This is a genomic window from Pseudoalteromonas sp. G5_S1_14_S5, from assembly GCF_054968605.1.
Map to the genome: position 1 here is coordinate 24493 of NZ_JBQKUM010000039.1, position 22140 is coordinate 46632.

Below are 22140 nucleotides of genomic sequence, written 5' to 3' on the forward strand. Positions count from 1 at the left end.
GCAGTTCAAACCTTCCCGTTAAAGGCAAAGATATAACTTCAATAAAAATCGTTTCTACAGCTCAACGGCTTTACCAATGTCTCGAACAACAAATATTTCTTTCAGGAGAGCAGGGGCTCATTGATAAATATGAGAAATGGTCCCCTATACGCTGCCCTTATATCATTCACATGAAACCAATACAAAGGTCGCAAAAGATTGTGACCCTCTCTACCAAGTAACCAAAGATCGACATAACGTGAAATTCGTTCCTTAGCGGCTCGAATGATAGAAGAAAAAGGGTTCAGTGCTACAAAAAGAATGGCCCATAGCAACTCAAAAACCACGGAAATCTATTCAAAACCTGACCAAGCAGTATGGAATGAGTGTGTGCCAATTTCTGTTAAGGAATACCCGAACGATAACTAAATTGATTTGGGGAGGTTTTCAATAGCTTCTATCCTGAACTAAAATCTAAGACAGAGAAGTGCAACATGCTTTGGCTGGTAATAACTCCCAGCAGCAATCAGCACTAGGGTTTAAACTGACTGGTTATTTTCGTCCTCTAGATGCGCGTTTCTGCGCCATTGCACCATCTTTTGCCAATATTCCGCGGCCGTACCTCATCACCATAGCCGGTGTTGACCAACGTCCAGCTTGCTGCACTTGCAAGATGGTGTATCCATCAGTCAATAAATCCTGACACGCGCCAACTCTAGCACTGTGGCCAGTAAAAGTGGCAATACCAACCTTACCCAAATTAAGGGCTTCCCATGCTTTATTGAAGATCTGCTCGATAGTCCATGACGTCATTTTCTTATGTTTTTTGCCGCTTTCAGTGTGAGCTGGGTCGATTAACTTTGGTCTATATGGCGTGTTGTGGCGGCTCACACCGACGAACAAGAAAGCTTGTTCATCTGTGTCATCAAGGCCTGCTAATTCTACGTATTCATGAATGATATCAACAGCTTCTGGACTAAACACCACTGTATCTGGTTCGCCACTATGATTAGATTTAGTTATAGGGATAGTCAGCAAAGCCGTTCCGTCACCTGGGTACTCTAAGTGGCCAAAACGGATATTTGCGATTTCCGACGCACGAAGTAGGGTTTCATAAGCAATAGTCAGCAAAGCCAGATCACGACGATACCGTAGGCTAGGTGAATGACGCCATAATTCGGTTATCTTATCTAAGTGTTTCTCTCGAAACGCTGAAGCCTGTACAATTCGTTCTCCCGCCTCAACTTTTCTTCGAAAGATACCGGCCATCTTATCACGCACGATTTCATCAAGAAATGGATCCGGGCAACCCGAGATACGATGAATTTTTGAAATGGCCCACGCATAAGATCGGTTTGAGTTACGGTGTAACTTGTCGACCTTATCTTCAAAGAATAATTCGATGGTTTCTGCGGCTGCTGGCAGTGGGTGATGCTCATGCTCGTGACACCATTTCTCAAACCGTGACCAGTTGCTGTAGAGCTGAGAAAGTGAGTTCTTAGCATAACGCTCTTCACGTTTATTGAATTCTCTCAAAAGATGGTTAATAGCATCTTGAATTTTTTGGTACTGTTCGTTCGATGTACCGTGCTTTCGTGCGAGCATGATCGCTTGATGAACATGTTCTGGCCTTAAACGGGAAAAGTCCGTATGAAGTGAGATTTCAGTACCGACCATATCATTTCCAACTTATGCTTTCGTAGTTTGTTACAGTCTAACCAATTCCCTGTATTTTTTCTAGATCACATATAAAGTATATTATCTGAGATCTAAAAAAACTGAGATATTTAAGTATTGAATCTCATGAACAATAAACCGCTACATAGTTATTAGTAAAAGCATTACAGTGTCACTTAATTAGGCGGAGTAGGGCAGAGTAATGTTGCAACCAGATAAAATAAGATTCCGATTAAGGTACGATGGCTCACATAGCACTATCGAACAGCGAACAAGTGTTCGTTCGATGTATGTTCGATTAAAATGTATGAAATCCAAATCTGAACTTGAGTACCATCCAATGAGCTGCATCAGCACACAGAAAGACCTTACCGGTAACGGCAGAACAGTTACAACCACGCCAGCGTGTTTTCGCGATTTGTGAATCTCTCTTCGTTAAAGGCGAAAAAACCAGTGTGCGAAATGTGCTATTGATGATGCCTGATGTGAAATCTACCAGCACAATCAATGTAGATGTCCGTGAATGGAATACTCAAGCTAAGATATACGCAGCATGGCTTTAGTGTTGAGTTCGTTCAATTGCTCTCTACTCTACTGAAAGGGGTATTGCGCACATTCCCTCGAAAAGTTTATTCTGGCTTTTGAGCATGGTTTAGTACGTTTTTTTAATAAATTGAGAGTCAATATAGGGTTTACCCTATGCAAGCGTCAGTTACAGGCCTAAGACCTGTAAGTTTAGAGTTTGAAGTTGATTAGATTGACAGGGTAAAAAGCAGGTCTAAAGTCTAACTGGACACTTTCTCTTTGCTTTTTCTGCTTTGGAAGCCAGAAATACCATAAACGAACTTTTCGGGGAAAAGTGCGCAATACCCCTGAAATTACTCGGTTAAGTCCGGCCAAAGACACAGAGCATAATGCCGACATACTCATGTAATAAAGATGAAGCAGATCTGGCCAACGAACTCCTATTGAAAACTGAGGGTGACCTTGAGTTAGCTGGTGTTCAGTTGCAAACAGCGAACACTTCCAATTCTTTGAAAGACATAGAAATAACTAAACTAAAAACCGAGCTTGAGCAAAGCCAGAAGAACCGTGAAGGTATTGAAACGCGCCTAATTGATTGTCGGAAGACAATATTTATAATTATTGTCCTCCGACACCAGAACGCCAAGAACCTCTTTATGACCTGTGTCATCCACGCCGATGATGACGAGTAAGCAGAGCTTATCGTCCATCCTAACGTGACAGTAAACACCATCAGCCCAGACGTAAACATAGCGACGCTTACCGAGGTCACGCTTACGCCACTGTTCGAACTCTGTAGACCACTGCTCGCTTTATCTTTCTTTTTGACAAAATTTGTCCATCAGTACTTAACTCACATACTTGGAGGAGATTTTTTGCTATATAAATACCGACAACTTTAATAGACATACTTGTTACTCCTGTTCTGACTGGTTGTACTATTAGTTTGGTACAACGACGTTAGAAAGGAGGTGCGTCCATCACATCAAAGCCGTAACAACTGCACTGCTAGAAGGGGGAGTACCTTGAAAATTTAAAGAGAACTTACAGATTTTTATTTAACCACTTTATAGGGCGTGTTGATCTTTGCTGTACATTTCGCGTTCAACAATACATCGGTAGCCACATTAACATGAATGCCAGCGATAACATGCTGGCATAATTCCTTTCTAGCTTGTCATATCTACTTGAAATAGCTCGATAATGCTTAATTCTCCCAAAGGCATTTTCGACCAAGTGACGATACTTGTATAGACACCAATCCATACTGTTTTTGTCTATATCTTCTCCGTAATTGCGTTTAGCAATTACTGTTTCTCCGCCACGTTCCTTAACAAAAGTGCGGAAAGGTTCGCTGTCATATCCTTTATCACAAACGATGGTATTAACTTCATCGAGTTGCTCAACTAAGCTTTCGGCATGCACTATATCGTGGCGTTGTCCTTCTGATAAATCAAAGCAAATCGGCAGGCCACCACTATCCACGGCTAAGTGAATTTTGGTTGAGTTGCCCCCGCAACTTTTTCCTATTTGCTCTGAGCTTTCAGTCGCTGCACCTGTACTATGCTGATGCGCTCGAACTATAGAACCATCAAGAAAGACCCATTCAAAATCAGCCATGCTAGATAAGCTTTTGAAAAGTTTATCTAAAACCCCTTTCTTTGACCAAAGATTAAATCGTCTGTAAACGGTACTCCACTCTCCGAACTCAGAGGGTAGATCCCGCCAAGGAATACCTGTTCTCATTCGATAAAGTATTCCTTCAAATGTCATTCGATGTTCAGTTTTATCGTAAATACGACCTGTACTTTTCATAACTTGGAGTAGCAGTTCCCAGCGAATATCAGTTAGCATTGTTCTTGGCATGGTATTGGTTATGGTTTTACTTTTGGCGAAGCAAATTATAACTCTTTACCATGCTGTTCAAAAAATACTCACGAAAGATCAACACGCCCTAGTATGTTCTCTCATTTCATTAGAAAAATAATGTGACTCGTCATATAAGAAAAAATCTAATTGAATATGATGTTTCTCATATTTTGCTCTGATTTTTTTATAAAAATTTTCAGAAAAATGAGCAGGAACCCAGTCATCTTTTTCGCCATTTATGATTAGCATGGGCCGGTTTTCATTTCTGACTAAATATAAATATGGATCGATATCTTCCATATATCTAATCCCATTTTTCTCATCTTGGCTGAGAACCTTGTTGGTCGAATTATCTTCTAGAGCGTACATTTCTAAACCAACAAAGTCTGGGGAGCCGAGAATTGAAATAGCTACTTTAATATCCTGACTTTTAGTTAGTGTATAAAAGGTTGACATTGCTCCCATGGAGATACCTACCAATGCAATTCTAGACTGATCTACACGATCATCTAACTTACAACGATTAATTAACAACTTAATGTCATCAGAACTTTGCTTAATGACATGTGCTGCTGATTTGTTAAAACTTGAATGACTACTAGTATTTGGGGCACTGCGATCATGTCTCTCACCATGTTTAAATGCATCAAAGCATATAACGCAATAACCTTGAAAAGCCAGATTTAAGGCCAAATTTGAACCTTCATATTTGTCATTACCAGCTCCATGAGAAATGATGACCAAAGGTTTATTTATTGATTCTCTTTTGCAGTAGTACAAGTATACAATCTCACCTAGTTTACTTTTTTCTACTATAATTTCTTCCATATACTTTCCAATATCTGTGATTTCATCTTCCCAGTATTTTTTAAGGTAGTTGTCTGATCTGCTCCTGTTGGGCTGGACACTTCATTAAGCGAAATTTTGCTTTTCGAAGTTAACTGGGCTTAGATACCCAAAAGCACTGTGCGTTCTCGTCCGACTATAATCAACCTCAATGTATTCGAAGACCGTTCGACGCATCTCATTTCTTGTCATTATCGACTTATATTGGCTTTGTTTCCTAATTCGAGTTCAGATAAAAGCGTGCCTAATATGACTAATTGTTAGGCGATCACTATCGTTTCAGGCATACCTAGCCTTGTAAGCTTATTCTATGCTTTTATCATGGCGTAACTCTCGCCAACTTGGGCATTGTAATCTCTTAAGCTTAACGTCCCAACAACCAGTTTCTTTACACGGAACATCGCCGTCTCTGAGAGCGAAGGTTTATGGTAGCCATACCTCTTTTTCCAATGCTTATTTTAAACATATAGCTTCTCGCAACCGACGGCTAAATTACGAGGATGACCTTGTTCCCAGAAGGCTGCACCTTCCCTTGGTGGATTGAGCGGTGTGGCACGTTTGATGCGAATGACTTCGTAGCACATTCTTGTGTCATAAGCACCATCTCCAGATATCTCTACGATTCTTCGGCGAGTTTGTTTGAGCAAATTGGGGAGCACTTCACCATCGCTCACATTCGATAAGCTTAACTCAGCGGCAATGATTTTATGCGTGTCTGTATCGACCGCCAAATATAACCTTTTCCAGATAAGGCTCTTCCCGTCAGTGCTGTGCTTTTTTACCTTTCAATCACCATTAATATAGACCTTTAGCCCTGTCGCATCAATGGCTAAATGTAGGCTTGTACCTTTAGTTTTTGTCTTGACGCAACGTTGACTGTTTCAGCTAGTCTGCTAATGCATGAATAATGACGGCATGACAACGTTATTTGAGCGAGCTAAAAAATAGAGTTAATGAACCCTGCTTGAGTTACTTCCATAGCTGAACGGTTTCATCACCAATCAAAAATGTCAGTGAACCGCGATTGATTAAAACTTGGTTATAGAGTTTTGATCTGCCCCGGCAGTTTTGGACACTGAGTTAAGTGGCTCCTTACTGTCAACGATGCTTGGCCTATCATCGATAGAAACAGCATTCTTGATCGCTTGCGCTTTCTCTTTTCTACCACGACGATACCGCTTGTGACCTTGCCTCAAGTGGCGATATAACTTGCCTCCTAAGCGTTTATCCTGCGCAACAAATCGGTAGATCCACTCATGGCTTACAGCGGAACCGACTCTAGTTAATACACTGGAAATCTGCTCTGGACTCCAATCCGCTTCTAAAAGGAGGCGGATAAAATCAACACGCTCTTTTGGTATTCTATATTTACGCGCTGATGTGCGTTTTTGGTTGAGAATACCTGAGCTTCGATCGGACAATAATGACTCCCTTTGCTACCGCGTTTAAGCTCCCGATATACCGTAGAGCGATGGCACTGAACGATTTTAGCTATTTTAGAAACCGAAATTCCCCGTTTCAATAGAGCAGAAATCTGGTACCTTCTGCCCTCGGTCAACTGCTGATAAGTCATGGTAGTACTGCTTGTTTCTTTGGCGAGAAGAGCGTACCACTTTCAGTAGTTGGCTTCCTCTTCTACAGCTATCCATGAATGTCGCACTTATTATCTGAAATCGGGTGTCACTTAATGAAGTGTCCAGTTTGACTGGAGCAGAACACTTCAAACATAGCCCCTTACCCTACACTAAGCCTTTTCTAATTAGTGACTTGCCTCTATAAATTTACAGTTAACTCCCGATGCCCCAAAAGTATGAGCCGCTACTGTTATAACATAAGAGTTATCCTGATAATGTTGCCAAACCTTCCAATCATTTGCTCTCCCTAGTAATGAGCCAGATTCAAGAAGCTGAGGAGGAGAGAGTCTGCAAACAATAGAGTTTAACGGCACACTCAAGCCCTGCCCGGACGCTTTAACTAGCGCCTCTTTAAATGTCCAAAGGGCCATAAAGGCCCTTGACTGACAATGAGCAGGCATCAACCGGAGTTGTGAGGCTTCTATGGGAGCTAGGGCATGCTCCCATACCTCTCGCTCAATAGGGCGAGATAAAGGCTCAACATCTACTCCTACGTTGTAATTTAGGCCTAAAGCAACAGCTACCATACCTCTCGTATGAGTGAGATTAATCCGAAGATGAGGTAAATCAACATTACCTATGATTTCGGGCTTTCCGTTACTTCCTTTCGAAAATTTCCACGAACAGGGGCTAGCTTCGTTAATTAAAGATAGACTTTGACGCAGGAGTGCATGACCGGCAATAAAACTATCACGGTCTTCAGCAAAGCGAAATCGACTAGCCTTATCACGCTCATTTTTATCAAGCATAGAAAGCCAATAAGCTCGCGTATTATGAGACACATACGACACACGCCGCCATAGAACGCAAACATTGAGTTGAGTAAGAATACTTTTTAGATCATGCGGCTTTACTTTTTCAATATCCAGCATTGTTTTTATTCCAGAACAGGGATTATAGCTAGCTCAACATACTACGACACCTAAACCAGCTTGGGGAAATTGGTCTACGAATACTTGAAAAATCTGATGAGCCAAAGCAACTAGTTGGCGTTAATAGTCCGAACTGATGGTAAACCCAAATTGTACTTGGTGGGTTGATCGCTTATTACTTAAAGTCAGAAAAGCCATCACTTAACATCACGAACACCGAAAAATCAGGCTTGATAGCGATGGCTTAAACTTAAACCGAACTGAGATTACTTACTTTTTCACGCATATCTGTCAGTTTTGAAGCGATACGATTCACGCCGCGATGGGCAAAGATTTCATCCAGGTTCATCGATAGTTTACGACGCCAGTTCGGATACTCATCCACAGTACCAGGAATGTTTACTGGCAGGTCCATTTCCAACCAGTCTTCCAATTGAACACTTAGCAATGTTGAGCTACCAGAAGCAACGTGCAACTGTAGGGCTTCAGCAAGGTAAGAATCCATTGGTACTTGGCTCGCCTCACGGCCGACACTTTCAGGTAATAAACCGTGCCACGCTACCGAATCTAGGATTCCCTGTTTGCACTCTAGGCGATCATCAAACAAGCTAGCTAATTGCACCGCGTCTGGGTACAAGCCAATCTCCTGCCCCATTTTTAGATCATCACAGTGCCAGAATCCACGAAGTGTTGGCATATCGTGAGTACATAGTGCTGCCATCGACTGCTCTGCGTAATGTGCAGGTGAGATGAAACCACCATCTTCTTCTGATGTTTCGAAGAAGAACACCTTATACGAGTGAACACCCGCATCAGCCAAGATATCAACAATCTCATCAGGCACAGTACCTAGATCTTCACCGATAACGCTACATTGGTTACGATGAGATTCAAGAGCAAGAATCGACAGCATGTCTTTTACTGGGTAGTAGATGTAAGCGCCTTTCGTTGCACCTTCACCTTTTGGAATCCACCACAGACGAAGCAGACCTAATACGTGGTCAATACGCAACGCACCACAGTGTTTCATGTTGGCACGAAGCAGCTTGATGTAAGCATCGTAACCCGTCACTTGAAGTACTTCTGGATTTAGCGGTGGAAGCCCCCAGTTTTGACCAAGTGGACCTAAGATATCAGGTGGAGCACCGATGCTTACATCCATCACTAGGTTGCCTTCATCAGCCCAAGTTTCACTGCCTGAGTCCGCAACACCTACTGCTAGATCTCGGTACAAGCCAACTGCCATGCCTTTTTCTTCTGCCAATGACTGAACATCGTTGATTTGGCAGTCTGCTAGCCACTGTAGGTACATGTAAAGATGTACTTTATCTAGATTGTCTTTGATGTATTTCTGAGTGGCTGGGCTGTCGAATGTGCGGAACTTTTCAGGGAATACCGGCCATCCCCACATGTTTGCATCTTCAGCATGTAATTCACTATGCAGAGCATCAAATGCCGCGTGATGCATCAAGCTATCACCGCCATCTTCAACAAACGCTCGGAATGCGTGTGCGCGATCACTATTTTTGTCTAGATGACGAGTTTTAAACTCTGTGAATAGCATAGGCAAGATGCTCATCTTCAGTTCAGACACTTCGGTGTAATTAACCCAGTGTGCATCACGCGCTTTCTGAAGGCGATGTTGGAATTCTGTGCTGCCTACCGTTTGTTGCGCTTCTGCACTTAATGCGAATTCAGGTACTGAGGTCACATCAATGTATAGAATGTTCAACCAACGACGTGAAGAAGGGCTGTATGGGCTCGCACCTTCTGGATTTGCAGGGAACAGAGAGTGAATCGGGTTAATACCAACAAAATCACCACCACGAGAAGCTATATCAGCAACCAACTGTTTTAGGTCACCGAAATCACCAACACCCCAGTTGTGTTGAGTTCTTAGTGTGTAAAGCTGAACACTTGGCCCCCAAAGCTTTTTGCCCAGTCCGATCTGTCTCTGTTTGAAACACTCCTTTGGTGTGATGATCAGCGTCATTTCATAAAACTTTTGGCTATGTTTATGACTTACGATCAGTTTGTGATATCCCCATGACAAATCACTTGGCAACGTAAACACTAAAGGGCCACCCTGCGCACGCTCGTCTCGTACAACTTGAGATTGAAGGGAACCTTCAACTACCTCCCCTTGCTCAGCTTCCAAGCGCCAATTGAACTCACTTTCACAAGCACTCACATCTAGATTCAGTGCCACCTCTACCGACTCATTATCACGCAATACAAGAACTGGGGCTAATACATCTTGTTTGTGTTTTCTTTCTGCTGACTTAAGCATCTCATCATCGCTGCTTATATCGTAGCCCAATGAGGCCAAAAGACGTGTAATAGTCTCGTCTGATACTAGTTCTTCATCGCCCCTAGCACTAACGTAACTATCGGCAATATTAGCCATTTCTGCGACTTGTTTTAATACTGCTTGTTTTTTCATCGCTATCTCCGAATGCATTCTAACATTCTCAATTTCTTGTTGTTTTTTCACTTTAATTGATTACTAATCAATTAGTTTGTGAGCACACTAGTTGAGCCAAGCTAGAAACTGCTATGGCTACTTTGAACCTATTAACACTTAACCGCTTATAATTTCCAGATACTATTAATGTAACAAGTATTGAAAGGTCAGAAATGAATTTACCAACCAGTACAGTGTTCAGTATTACTTTCTTCGCCCAACAACAGCTCAGTACAACGTGGCGGTTATAGTTAAGATAAGAAGATATTTATGCATTAAAATTAACCAATCCCTGATCTGCATTTAGATGAGCCAAACCATCATGCACTTTTTGAATGATCGAATACACTTCCTTTGGAGAGGGAACGCAAATGTGCCCTGAGCAATAATCGTCAAACTTTTTCGCTCCTACTGCGATCCCCATCCCCCCCATATTTTGCACTGTGTCAATTGCGGGTCCGTCCTTCTCAGGTGTGTCACCAAAGTAAACTAAAAAACAGTTTTCAAAGAACTCTCTATACTGCTGGGTGATCTCCTGGATAGCCCTTCCCTTGCAAGTAGGCTTGGGACCAAACTCTGCATAATCTTCTCCATATTCTAGGTATATGTGTTTTTCTATTGCCTCTTTACTATCACCAAGAATAGTATTGTACGCATGTGCAATGACTTGCATCTTATGAATATGTTCCACCATGCTATCGTCATTTGTCATGACACAGATATGATGGCTTTTATCCAATAGAACCCCCTCATCATTTTCAATATATCCATCAATACCCTGAACTGCCCATGTTATAAGCGGTCTTAATGCATCTAAATTCCATCTCGATTTAATGATCTTACGATCCCCCTTAAATACATCTGTAGCTTCACTATGAAATTGTCCAGAGCCAAATAAACCTAAATTCTCAGCAGCAAAATCTGTACTTCTTCCCGTCACTGTGAAACATAATGTGTTTCTCCTATGACTCACTGGGTCAACCATAGAGTTCAGAGATTGAAATACCTTTTTCAGCCATGGTGCAATATATGCGTCAGGTGCAACCTGTTTTAGCCCTGCTTGTTTTTTCGAGTACATCAGCGTTTTATCAAGATCAAAACCAAGAGCTATGTTGTTTCCAGCAGCGGCCCTCTCCAGTATAATATTGACAACTCTATCAACTTCATTGTTACGCCTTGTAAACTTTAATAACTCTGCATCTGCAGCGACCATTGACACGCCCTCTTTCTTGCTAACACAACTTTCTTTTTGATTTCTAAAAGCTCAATTTCAATTTCGATCACCGATACAACCCTCCACCCAGTATTGCTCGGCTAATACAACGTATACTGACATAACCAATATCTCTGCACTCTACCTGTAGTGATGTGATACACCACGACGTTATCTTAAGGAGGTGCCCCCATTGTTAATCAATAAACATAGCTACTACTGAGCAATGGGATTACCTCCAAACAGATATCCGCGCTCTTTGCACTACACAGGTCGACTCATTAAAAGGTGTCCATTCCGTTCAAGCAGATCAACAAATGCGTCCTCTAGGTGCAATTTCAGTTGCTCCAGTAACTTTTGTACCGTCTTCGACTCAAATTGCCTGTGACTGTACTCCATGAACAGCTCAAGTCTCTCCATATCCGGTGCAAAATTCACAATGAAGTAGAGTGAGAATGGCTTTTTAACTGTATCTCCAAACCCTGTTGTATGATCAAATAAGGATGAGAAGACATTTTTTTCTAATGTTAAACCACGCTGAACATTGAGGTTAACGACCACTTTAGGTACTGCAAGTGCATTCCCCCCCTCCAGACCATAGTACTTTCTGTGCTGCAATATCTGTGTGGCGATAGAGTCAGACTTCGCTAGTGCCACTTCTCCAGCAAGCCATTGTTGCCAATTCTGACTTTTTAAGCGCGCTTTACTCAGCAATAAGAATGCATGATGAGATAACCAGCCCATAGTTCCGTCTAACTCTCCTTCCGCAAACTGAACCGCACGACCATTTACCACATAATCTAGCTGCAACTCATTTTGCTCACTTTCGAGACAGGTCAGCGCGACAGCACGCAAAACTGCTTGCTCTACTTGTTGAACACTAACATTCCGCAATTCTGGTCTGCTAATCGTTACTCGTTCTTTAACTGAATCCCGTCCTATAAAGTCTTCATCGGGGGCATCACAGATAATCAGAGGTATCTGTCGGTTATATGCATCATTCCGTGATAAGCGTTCCAGAACAACCGCCACCTGCTCTGACCTTGCATAAGCTTGCAACCGTTCACAATACTCGCGATAGGAGAGCGAACGATCATTATCCAACAAGATTCGGTTCCCTTGGTATAACTCCTCCAACTGTTGGGCAAAAAACTGCATTGAAAAACCATCTCCCATACTATGATGCACTACGATCAACCCATGTAATTCGTCATCCGATAATTGCACCACCAACAGGCTTAACAAACAGGGGCGCTTTTCATTGATGTGTTTTTGGGTTCGCTGGAAAGCAAGCTGAAGCTCTGACGTCATTGAAAAAACACTAACTCCTCGACAATCAACGTATTCAACCGCCGCTGCTCCATGTGTCACCAATCTCTGCCCCAATTTACCTTCCTGACAATACTCTTGCACTCGTAAAGCATCATGGTGTACAACCAGAGTATTCAATGCCCGCTGCATATTTAGCTCACACCACTTTTCTCCTACAAAGTTAACCTGAGCAAAAGTAAGGAATGCGCTACCGTCCTCGTCCTCTGTAGCAAGTCCCCCGATCTGATTAGGTGTCAACGGTAACTTAGCTTCAATGTCCAGAGCCGTCAGAGCCATGGGTTGTTGCTGGACGATATGCTCAGCTATTGCGTCTATAGCATTGTTGAAATGCCTAGCAAACTCCTCTACCGTATGCTGCGATAACTGTGCTGGCTGGTAGTCAACCGATATACGCAAACAGTTACCACAAATCTCTCCCTGTATGACCAAAGGCCCCCTCCACACCTCGCGAGGAGCAGCTTTCTGGCCATGTGGAGCAATGCCCTGGAACAGCACAGGGGCCCGTCCTGCAGGAAATGGTACCTCCGAAGTCAAGTAGCGTAATTTTCCATACCCCTCACCACCATGAGGGACTCCTCGGTAGGCAGCTTTCACTGCGGTGATTAATTCATTCAAGTCAGCCTCAAGACCCGCTTGAAGAATTAATGGAAAAGGCGTTGTGTAACAGCCAACCGTACGACGGACATCACCTCCAACCACACTCCCTGCTGGCAAAGCCACACATAGTCCTTCGCTTCCCTGCCATTTCCGGTAAGCTAGTAGAAGAGCGGCCATCAACAGTTCATTTTCAGAAATACGATAAGCTTGCAGGCCTTCACGAAATAATAGCAGGGTCGTATCAGCTGCCACTGTGAGCGACATACGACGTCGAGCAGTATACACACTGGTTTCGGTTAGCCAGTCGGGTACTAATTGCAGACTAGTCGAAACCTGGTTCTGCCAGTAATGACGCTCAGCGGACAGTGACTCGCTACGCAGATCGGAGTGCAGAGTTTTGCTCCACGCTTGACAGCTGCTGGTCAATGGCTCCAACGCAACGGCACCCTGCTCTGACCAGCTAATTAAGGCTTGCTGCCATTCAGCCAATAGTATTTGCCAGGATGCGCTATCAGCAACCAGCGGATGCACAACTAACAGCACACGCTGTACTCCATGCCCTAACTCAAAGTGAGCCAATTTAATCAGTGGCGGATGATTAAGATCAAACGCAGTCTGCAAGCGCGCCTGATGGGCCTGAAGCCGCACCTCTTGCTCTGCATGTTGCTCATCACATAAATCGTGTCTTTCAATGAAGACAGCCGAATCACAAGACGCCATGTCACGATAAACTCCTTGCCAAGTTCCGTTTATCTCTTCAAATGCCATGCGCATTGCATCATGCCGTTTGAGCCAGGCTTGTAACAACACCGTTAACATGTCTACGCTGAAGGTTTTCGGCACAGATAACCACTGAGCCTGCCCTCGTAACTGCATTACATCCAATGAATCCGTTAAAAGCGCCCTTTGCCCCGGTAGCAGAGCGAATACACCCGTATTCACTTCCGCCTCTGTCACTTCCTCAGTGCGCTCAATTACTAAAGCTAATTCGGCCACAGTTGGGTTCTGCATCAACTGACGCGTAGTCATGTCATAGCCACATTGGCTCAGCCGACTGACTACTTTAACCGACTGAATTGAATCACCACCAATTCGGAAGAAATTATCAGTAACACCAACCAGCGCCAGCCCTAGCACCTCCATCCAAATCCTACAGAGCAACACCTCCAACTCATCGTGCGGTGCAACATACTCAACCTGCGCTACGAGTTCCGGCTCGGGCAACGCCCTACGATCGACCTTGCCGTTGAAGGTCAAAGGTATAGCCTCCAACATGGTGAAAGTCGCTGGTACCATATAATCCGGCAGCGCGGTACTCAGGCTGCTGCGCACCACATCGGTGTCGAAAGTCTGGCCATGAGATGTCACTAGATAGGCTGCCAAGAACTTATTGCCATCATGCTCACAATCAATCACCAGCGCCTGCTGCACCCAATCCAGGGCTGTCAGTGCGCTTTCAATCTCGCCAAGCTCAATACGAAAACCGCGAATTTTAACTTGGCAGTCATTGCGTCCCAAGTATTCTAGGTTTCCGTCTGGTAGAAAGCGCACCAGGTCTCCAGTCCTGTACAAACGGTCAAATCCATTAGTTTTATCCGTTTTCGTGGCAAACGGATTGGCGATAAAACGTTCGGCGGTGAGGTCTGGACGGTTCAAGTACCCCCGCGCTACACCAGCACCAGCGATATACAGTTCACCCGGCACCCCTATCGGCAACAGTTGCTGTTGCTCTCCCAACACAAACAAATGGGTGTTGGACACAGCAGAACCAATTCGAACCGCCGCTTCAGTCTCATCAAAACGGCAAGTAGCAGACTGAATGGTCGCTTCGGTTGGTCCATATACGATATGTACATCAGTATATTTACCCCATTGCCGTGCAAGTGCATGGGGGCAGGATTCACCTCCCAGCTCGATAGCTCGCAACCTAGGAAAAGTGTCCGGGGACAACAGTTTTAACACCCCCGGAGTGGTGATGAGATGGGTTACTTGCTCCGCTTGCTGTGACACGAGTGACGTCAGAGTGATATCCGGAGATAAAATTAGACAGGCACCATGGGTCAGGCTCATCCATAGTGGCAAGCCACTGGCATCGAAGTTGAACGCTAGACTATGAAGTACCGATGCTGTGCTATCAACCCCCACCTGGATTGCGTCATGAGTGACAACATTTACTACTCCCTGATGCTGACAGGCAACCCCTTTAGGGACTCCAGTGGAGCCTGAGGTATAAATCACGTAAGCTAAATCCTGAGGCCCACTGTGAGGTGGAAGGTTGCTGCTCGCTAGGTCGCTCAACCCAGTCTCGCTGTCAACGCACAGCAACTGCGGAGCAATGTTCAACTCCTGAGTGAAGACAACCATGCTTTGAACCAAAGATAACTGGGTCAGCACCAAGGGTACTTGGGTATCCTGAAGCATATGAGTAATACGCGCCGCCGGAGCCTCAGACGATATCGGTACATAGGCACCACCGGCCTTGAGCACCGCCAGTATACTTACCACCATCTCCACGCTACGCTCCTGGTAAAGCGCAATAAGGGTATCCGGCAGCAGATCATGACCATAGGTGACCCGGTACTGGCTGCGGATAGCTCGCGCCAATTGATTGGCCCGCGCGTTCAGCTCAGCGTAGGTTAGCTGCTCGTCTTCAAACACCAGTGCCACAGCGCCTGGATCTTTCTCAACCTGATCCTCAAACAACTGGGCCAGGGTTTTATCCTGTGGGTAAGGTGCCTCGGTGTCATTCCACTCAGCAAGCAAAGTGTGGCGCTCATCCACACTGAGTAAATCACCCGGCCCACTTGCAATCGGTGCCTGCGGGCTGCTCAGCATAGTCTCAAGAATTTGCTCGCAGTAGCCCATGATCCGATCAACAAATTCCGAACTGAAGGCACTTTCCTCGGCAGAGAGGTGCAGCCCAAACTGACCACTGCTTGGATCTTTGGAGAAGCTGAGCCCTAGCAGGACATTGGTTTCTTCAAAACCGTTGAAGAGCGAAAGCTGGGTCTGTTCGGCTGCCTCATTGTAGACATGGAAGTGGACGTAGTTAAACATCGAAACAGATAAATCCTGTCCGGCCAGCTGCTGAATCGCCGCTAGGGGAAAGCGTCGGTGATCGGCACTGGCAATCACCTTGGCCTCCACCGCCTGAATCAACCCGACCCAGTTGAGATCATGTGTATCCAAGCACAGCGGCAGTGAGTTAAGGAACAGGCCTAAGGTCCGCTCACCACCAGTATGCTCTGGGCGGCCGTTACTGACCATCGAGCTCACCACTTTACACCGCCCACTCAAAAGAGCAATCAGACGCATATGAGCAGCCAGCAGAACCGTGCGCTCCTGTACCCCAAGTTGCTTCGCCAGCGCAGGTAGTTTCTCACTAACGGTGGCCGAAAAGGTCATATCCCGGTGGAGAACATGCTGCCTAGTTGTCCCCGACCACCAAGGTTGGCTGGTATCCGCCAACTGTTCACGCCAGTATTGATGCGCCTCACTCGACTGGATGGCTTGCAACTCTAGGGCAACGTAATGTTTAAATGGCAGCGGCGCCTCAGCGCGACTCCAAGGCTGACCATTCAGCGCAGCCTGGTAACGATTAAATAATTCGGTGTTCAGGCTGGCAACACTCCAACCATCGAGAATGGCGTGATGGAAGTTTAGGGTATACACCCAGTCATTGTCTCCCATCAGGTGCACCATTACGCTCCACAGCGGCTGCTCCAAGTCAAATGGCCGCTGCTTCTCGTGTGCCACCCAGTCAGCTACATGCTGCTGTTGTGCTGCCGGCGTTTGCCCTCGCAGATCTTCAATCTCCAGCCGCGGTGTTACCCTAGCCCGGACAAGTTGCAGTAAGCGCTCTCCATCAAGCTGAACAGTGGTGCGCAAGATCTCGTGCTCACTGACCAAGGCGTTCAGGGCTGCTGAAAAGTAAGCCGGATCCCAAGCCTGCTGCACCTGGTAGCTGAAAATATCATGATAAATTCCTTTGGCCACATCCAGCTGATTATGGTAAATCATCCCCTGCTGCAATTGGGTCAACGGGTAGGCATCGACCACCTGCCTTGTCGTGATCACATCAGCCAGTGCTGCTTTTTCACTCTGGTTAAGCAAGGCAAACGGGGCCAGATCCTGCAGGGTCTCGGCACAAAGCTGATCGGCGTCGATAGCCTGAGCCAGCGCCGTTATCGTGTGCCGGCTGAGCAAATCTTTCACAGCCAGGGACAGACCCGCGTGCTTAGCTTTGGCTACCACGCGGATAGCACGAATGGAGTCCCCCCCCAGCTCAAAAAAGTTGGCACTGACGCTGATCTCATCGCTGGCCAGTCCTTGCACGTCGGCCAAGATGGCACATAACTTATGTTCGGTCTCTGTGCTGGGTGCCACATAGTTAGCTTGGTTGGTCAACACCGGCTCGGGTAGCGCTCTGCGATCAACCTTGCCGTTAACCGTTAGTGGAATAGCATCGAGAACAGTGAAGGTCCCTGGTACCATATAGCCCGGTAGCTGCGTACACAATATGTCACGCACGACATCCACATCCAGCACCTGGCCATCAGCTCCCACCAGATAGGCCGCCAAATACTTGTCACCGCTGTTATCTCCCTTCCGAACACGGTCTATCACCACCGCCTGCTGCACGTCCGGCTGTGCGGTCAGCGCAGTTTCGATTTCACCCAGTTCAACTCGGTAACCGCGAATTTTGACTTGAAAGTCATTCCGACCCAAATATTCTAGGTTGCCATCTGACAGCCATCGCACCAGGTCTCCGGAGCGGTATAGGCGATCATAGCCGCTTCTCTTATCTTCTTCGCTGGCAAACGGGTTGGCGATAAATCGCTCCTCCGTTAACTCGGGACGATTGAGGTAACCGCGCGCCACGCCGGCGCCACCGATGTATAACTCGCCCGGTGCGCCCACTGGCAGCAGTTGTTGTTGCGGGCTTAGCACATAAGCCCTTAAGTCATTAATGGGTCTGCCTACATTACTGCTAGGCAAATCCAACTCTGAAGCGTTAATCGCTTTGTAGGTGACATGCACGGTTGTCTCTGTAATACCGTACATATTGATGAAAGCGACGGACTCACCAGCGCCAGCTTCAAACCACGGTTTAAGATCACTAAATTTCAATGCCTCTCCGCCAAAAACGACCGACCGCAACGACAGTTTATCTAGCTGAGGGACGGCGTATGGCGTAAGAGCATTAAACGCCGTCGGTGTCTGGTTGAGGACAGTGACCCGCTGCTCAGCGAGGAGCGAGGTAAATACTTCAGCATCCTTACGCTGTGCTTCGGTGGGAACAATTAACCTGCCACCATGCAGTAGTGCCCCCCACAGCTCCCACACTGAAAAGTCAAAAGTGTATGAGTGGAACAGAACCCAGGTGTCATCACAGCCGAAAGAAAAATCAGCATCCGTACTTCGGAAAAGGCGTACTGCATTGTTGTGCGTATTAAGTACGCCCTTCGGGTTTCCGGTGGATCCCGAGGTATATATCACGTAGGCTAGGTCCTGTGGGCCGCTCATAGCAACCAAGTTGTCCGCCTCCAGCTCACGCAAGACAGTATCGATATCGACCGGCAGCAACAGCGGCGCACAAGCTAGCACATTGAGCACGGGCTCCAAGGTGGAAACCTGTGCAGCCTGAGTCAGCACCATTGGCGCCTGGGTATCTTCCAAGATATGCGCCAGACGAACGTCTGGAGCCTCCGGTGACATCGGCACATAGGCGCCGCCGGCTTTGAGCACTGCTAAGATGCTAACCACCATCTCTAGGCTACGTTCGAAGTACAGCGCAATCAAGGTGTCCGGAAGTAGTTCGTGTCCTTGGGTTGCCAGGTACTGGCTACGGATAACCCGCGCCAACTGGTTGGCCTGCGCATTCAACTCCCCGTAAGTCAGACGTTCCCCCTCAACGACCAAGGCAACTGCTTCCGGCGTCTTCGTGGCTTGCGCCTCAAACAGCTGAACCAGGGATTTGTCCTGCGGATATTGTGCAGCCGAGCGGTTCCACGCCCTCAATTGCTGCTTATCCTCCTCACAGATCAGCTCAAGCTGCTGATGGCTCACATCCGGTTGTGTCTGGATTTGTTGCAGTAGTTTCCTCAACTGCTTGAGTAACCGCCGCGCGCCCTCATCTGTCAGCGAGCTACGATCATGCCCCAGCCGCAAAATCAAGGTCTCATTCTGCTCATAAACAGTGATATTCAGCGGATAGTCGGTCTTCTCGACCGCTCCCCGGAAAGTGACAGCTTGCTCAGAGACCTCTTTATTTATCGGCAACGGGTAGTTCTCGAATACAAACAGGCTGTGAAACAGTCGCTCTCCTTGGCTCTGCAGTTCAGCTAGTGAGACTGCACTGTGGCTGTTCAGTGCTGCCACCTGCTGTTGCAACACCGTCAGTTGCTCGCTGATCGAGCAATCATCGACCCAATCGAGCGCTAGTGGCAGGGTGTTAATGAACAGTCCGACACTGGACTCCACCCCATCGACCGGAATGTCACGTCCCGAGACCGTGGTACCCACGATGGTCTGAGTGCTCTGGGTATACACCTGTAGCAGCTTGTGCCATACAAATTGCAGCGCCACATTCAACGTAATGCTGTTCATCTGGCAAAACGCCTTCAGCGCCTGATAATCATAGTCTTCAATGGTCAAAACCTGCGTACCCGGGTCACGCACCACTCGCAATTCTTCCGGGCTGACCGTCCTGTCCAGCAGCGGTCGGATATCATTCCCACCTTTAAAGCGCGCCTTTTCCTCTTTCCAGTATGCCTGATCTGCAGCCAACTGGCCTGACACGTAACGTTGCGCGTCTAGGTACGAGTTATCCACCTCGACCAGCGGTACTTCTCCTTGTATCAACTGCTGATAATAGCCTTCAACGGTAGCCATCAGCTCCGGGCCACTCCAGCCATCCGCTATCGCATGGTGCTCAGTTTTAAGCACCGTATAGTGACGTTCGTGGTGCTTAAACAAAGTAAAACGCACCAGACCTGGCTGGGTTAGATCAAACGCCACCTGACGATCTTTCTTCTGCTCAACACCAATACGGACTTCTCGCTCGGCTTTCGACAGCCCCGACAAGTCAACTAGCCGAAAGTTATTCACACTAATGGACGATTCAGCGGTCACGATCTGTAAAATCTGCTCATCCCAATTGAATGCGGTGCGCAATACAGGGTGGCGCAGTGACGCCAAGCGCCAGGCCTCCTGATAAGCCGCCATGTCGAGCGCATAATAATGATCCGTCAGAAGCTGCACACAGTAGGCATCGTCATTCGGATGCTGCAGATGATGAGAAATAAAACCCTGTTGCAGACTATTGGCAGGAAGAATGGCGACAATCTTGTTTCCCTTTTCTAACTTTGATGGATTGCTATCTTCAGAAACGAGCTCTAAAAAATCTTCTTTCCTAAAAACTTCATACCCTTGCAGATATTCAAGTAATTCCGCTTTATTTGTTTTCAACTCTGCAATCAATTCTCCACTACTATTTTTTTTAGCAGCCACCTGCAAATTATCTCCTGCACACCAGACAGCAATACCGCCCTGTGCCAGTTTATTAATCAGTTTCATCATCATTATTAAATCTCAAACACTTCTAGTTCGTCGCTATCTGAAGGCTCTGCTTCAAACTGCTCTTTTAAGTTAGCAAGATGCTCTATCGACAGTCCGTCAACAGAGAAGTCGGATGGAGTAGTTACGGTATCTTGCTTTGATACTCTACACGCATGATCAACCACGATATTCAGCGCATGCTCGAACTCATGGACAAAACGCTCACTCAGCTCTGTAGGCAAGCTAGCCCCCACATCAAAGCTCAACTGCCCTTGGTGTACTGCACCATTGATGCTCAGTAAGTCTGGCAGTCCGTTTTTTAGCGCAATATCCTGACCAGACAGCTCGCCGGTTAGTTGCCACAGAGACGTTTGCTGCCTCGCCTCCTGCCCAAACTGTCCCAAATAGTTGAAACTGATGGCCGGCAGCCTTCCCTCCAGCACCCCGGTCGACACCAGAGCCCCGTAGCCCAGCCCTTTATTCGGTACCGCACGTAGCATTTCCTTGGTCTGCACCACAATGTCGGCCAGCTCACCGGCAGCATTCAGCCGCACTGGATACTGGGTGGTGAACCAGCCCACGGTGCGTGACACATCTAACGTGTTATTAATCGCCTCACGGCCATGCCCTTCGAGGGTAATATGGTTGACATCTCGACCTAGCGTCTCGCACAGGGCAAGCCCCAGTGCACTCAGTAGCAAATCATTGACTTCGGTGTTATATCCGCCACCCGCTTGTTGAAGCAGACGCACGGTCTGCTCCTGGCTCAGCTTCACCTGATAATGTTGTGGCTCCTGTGGGGCCGGCAGCTCAGCCTGGCCAGCCATCATCGTCGTCCAGTAGCCAACTTCCGCGGTGTGGCTAGCAGCATAGTCCTGAACTCCAGCAACCCACTGCCGGTAACTGCTGGTCTTGCTGGCCAGCTCCTGCCCGGTAAGTAACTGCTGAATATCCTCGGCCAGAATACGCCACGACACCGCGTCAATGATCAGGTGATGGGCAGCAAAAAACAGCCGAGCACTGCCATCGGCATAACTGGTCAAGTGCGCCGCTTGCCAAAGTGGCCCTTGCGCGAGGTCAAAGCCTGCTTGCCAGTCACTAAGCTGCGTCTGCAGTGCTTCCTCGTCCAGCGTGGATACATCCAATTGCTGCAAGGGCGCCATGGCCGCACTGCAATCAGCGTAATAGCACTGTCGCCATTCCTCCCCGCCAGAGCATTTTTCATCGCTATAATACCCTGCACGCAGGATGTCGTGATGAGCGGCCAGCTGTTCCAGCGCTTGTTCTATCTGGTGCCGGGTGATTGCACCTGGTAGACTCAGCATAAAAGACTGGTTGAAGTGATGCGGCTCAGCCAACGATAGCTCGAAAAACCACTTTTGGATTGGTAGCAACGCAAATTTGCCTTTCAGCACCCCCTGCTCTGCGTCAATAGCGACTTCCGATTCGTTATCAGCCAACTTCAGCGCCAACTGACGTATGGTCGGAGCCTCAAACACAGCTTTTGTCTGCAGGGTGAAACCTTCGCGACGCAATCGTGAGACCAATTGGATACTGATAATCGAGTCACCG

General features: G+C 46.7%; 10 protein-coding genes and 4 pseudogenes. 1 reads left to right on the forward strand and 13 read right to left on the reverse strand.

The genetic code is table 11. The features are described from left to right. Positions 1-531: 531 nt before the first annotated feature. On the reverse strand, positions 532-1656 hold the full coding sequence (locus tag ACTRWI_RS12985; RefSeq protein ID WP_499131957.1) for a tyrosine-type recombinase/integrase: 1125 nt from the start codon (positions 1654-1656) through the stop codon (positions 532-534). Positions 1657-2570: 914 nt separating this feature from the next. Between ACTRWI_RS12985 and ACTRWI_RS12990 the strand changes: the two genes are divergently transcribed. Continuing rightward, complete coding sequence (locus ACTRWI_RS12990) at positions 2571-2873, forward strand: hypothetical protein (RefSeq protein ID WP_499131959.1); 303 nt, start codon at positions 2571-2573, stop codon at positions 2871-2873. Here ACTRWI_RS12990 and ACTRWI_RS12995 read toward each other — a convergent pair. From ACTRWI_RS12995 to ACTRWI_RS13050, 12 genes and pseudogenes are all read right to left on the reverse strand, one after another. Then, positions 2820-2963: pseudogene (locus tag ACTRWI_RS12995) on the reverse strand (transposase); the annotation flags it as partial. The gene ACTRWI_RS12990 and the pseudogene ACTRWI_RS12995 sit on opposite strands and share 54 nt — an antisense overlap. Positions 2964-3285: 322 nt before the next feature. Continuing rightward, positions 3286-4047 carry an IS5 family transposase gene (locus ACTRWI_RS13000; RefSeq protein WP_274137115.1) on the reverse strand — a complete coding sequence of 254 codons (762 nt, stop codon included), beginning with the start codon at positions 4045-4047 and terminating at the stop codon, positions 3286-3288. Positions 4048-4125: 78 nt separating this feature from the next. Beyond that, entirely contained in the window at positions 4126-4878 is a 753-nt protein-coding gene (locus tag ACTRWI_RS13005; RefSeq protein WP_499131960.1) for an alpha/beta hydrolase family protein, read from the reverse strand. An 84-nt stretch (positions 4879-4962) separates the two neighbouring features. Further along, positions 4963-5103 (reverse strand): annotated as a pseudogene (locus tag ACTRWI_RS13010) (IS3 family transposase); the annotation flags it as partial. A gap of 101 nt (positions 5104-5204) precedes the next feature. Beyond that, positions 5205-5925, reverse strand: a pseudogene (locus tag ACTRWI_RS13015) (IS5 family transposase). Between the two features lie 59 nt (positions 5926-5984). Next, positions 5985-6454: pseudogene (locus ACTRWI_RS13020) on the reverse strand (IS30 family transposase); the annotation flags it as partial. Continuing rightward, complete coding sequence (locus tag ACTRWI_RS13025) at positions 6393-6545, reverse strand: hypothetical protein (protein WP_499131972.1); 153 nt, start codon at positions 6543-6545, stop codon at positions 6393-6395. The gene ACTRWI_RS13025 and the pseudogene ACTRWI_RS13020, both read right to left, overlap by 62 nt. 110 nt (positions 6546-6655) lie before the next feature. After that, positions 6656-7402: a 4'-phosphopantetheinyl transferase family protein gene (locus ACTRWI_RS13030; RefSeq protein ID WP_499131962.1), complete on the reverse strand. Its 747-nt coding sequence runs from the start codon at positions 7400-7402 to the stop codon at positions 6656-6658. A gap of 250 nt (positions 7403-7652) precedes the next feature. Beyond that, entirely contained in the window at positions 7653-9845 is a 2193-nt protein-coding gene (malQ, locus tag ACTRWI_RS13035; protein ID WP_499131964.1) for a 4-alpha-glucanotransferase, read from the reverse strand. 289 nt (positions 9846-10134) lie between these two features. After that, positions 10135-11079, reverse strand: coding sequence for a hypothetical protein (locus ACTRWI_RS13040; RefSeq protein ID WP_499131966.1), 945 nt, complete (start codon positions 11077-11079; stop codon positions 10135-10137). A gap of 264 nt (positions 11080-11343) precedes the next feature. Beyond that, entirely contained in the window at positions 11344-20592 is a 9249-nt protein-coding gene (locus tag ACTRWI_RS13045) for an amino acid adenylation domain-containing protein (protein ID WP_499131968.1), read from the reverse strand. Positions 20593-20594: 2 nt separating this feature from the next. Continuing rightward, on the reverse strand, positions 20595-22140 hold a 1546-nt coding region (locus tag ACTRWI_RS13050), incomplete at its 5' end, for a condensation domain-containing protein (RefSeq protein WP_499131970.1).

What these genes read in the sequence shown, in the direction of transcription:
- ACTRWI_RS12985 (WP_499131957.1), bottom strand. Translation starts at nt 1,656, where the DNA reads ATGGTCGGTACTGAAATCTCACTTCATACGGACTTTTCCCGTTTAAGG.
- ACTRWI_RS12990 (WP_499131959.1), top strand. Translation starts at nt 2,571, where the DNA reads ATGCCGACATACTCATGTAATAAAGATGAAGCAGATCTGGCCAACGAA.
- ACTRWI_RS13000 (WP_274137115.1), bottom strand. Translation starts at nt 4,047, where the DNA reads ATGCCAAGAACAATGCTAACTGATATTCGCTGGGAACTGCTACTCCAA.
- ACTRWI_RS13005 (WP_499131960.1), bottom strand. Translation starts at nt 4,878, where the DNA reads ATGGAAGAAATTATAGTAGAAAAAAGTAAACTAGGTGAGATTGTATAC.
- ACTRWI_RS13025 (WP_499131972.1), bottom strand. Translation starts at nt 6,545, where the DNA reads ATGGATAGCTGTAGAAGAGGAAGCCAACTACTGAAAGTGGTACGCTCT.
- ACTRWI_RS13030 (WP_499131962.1), bottom strand. Translation starts at nt 7,402, where the DNA reads ATGCTGGATATTGAAAAAGTAAAGCCGCATGATCTAAAAAGTATTCTT.
- malQ (WP_499131964.1), bottom strand. Translation starts at nt 9,845, where the DNA reads ATGAAAAAACAAGCAGTATTAAAACAAGTCGCAGAAATGGCTAATATT.
- ACTRWI_RS13040 (WP_499131966.1), bottom strand. Translation starts at nt 11,079, where the DNA reads ATGGTCGCTGCAGATGCAGAGTTATTAAAGTTTACAAGGCGTAACAAT.
- ACTRWI_RS13045 (WP_499131968.1), bottom strand. Translation starts at nt 20,592, where the DNA reads ATGATGATGAAACTGATTAATAAACTGGCACAGGGCGGTATTGCTGTC.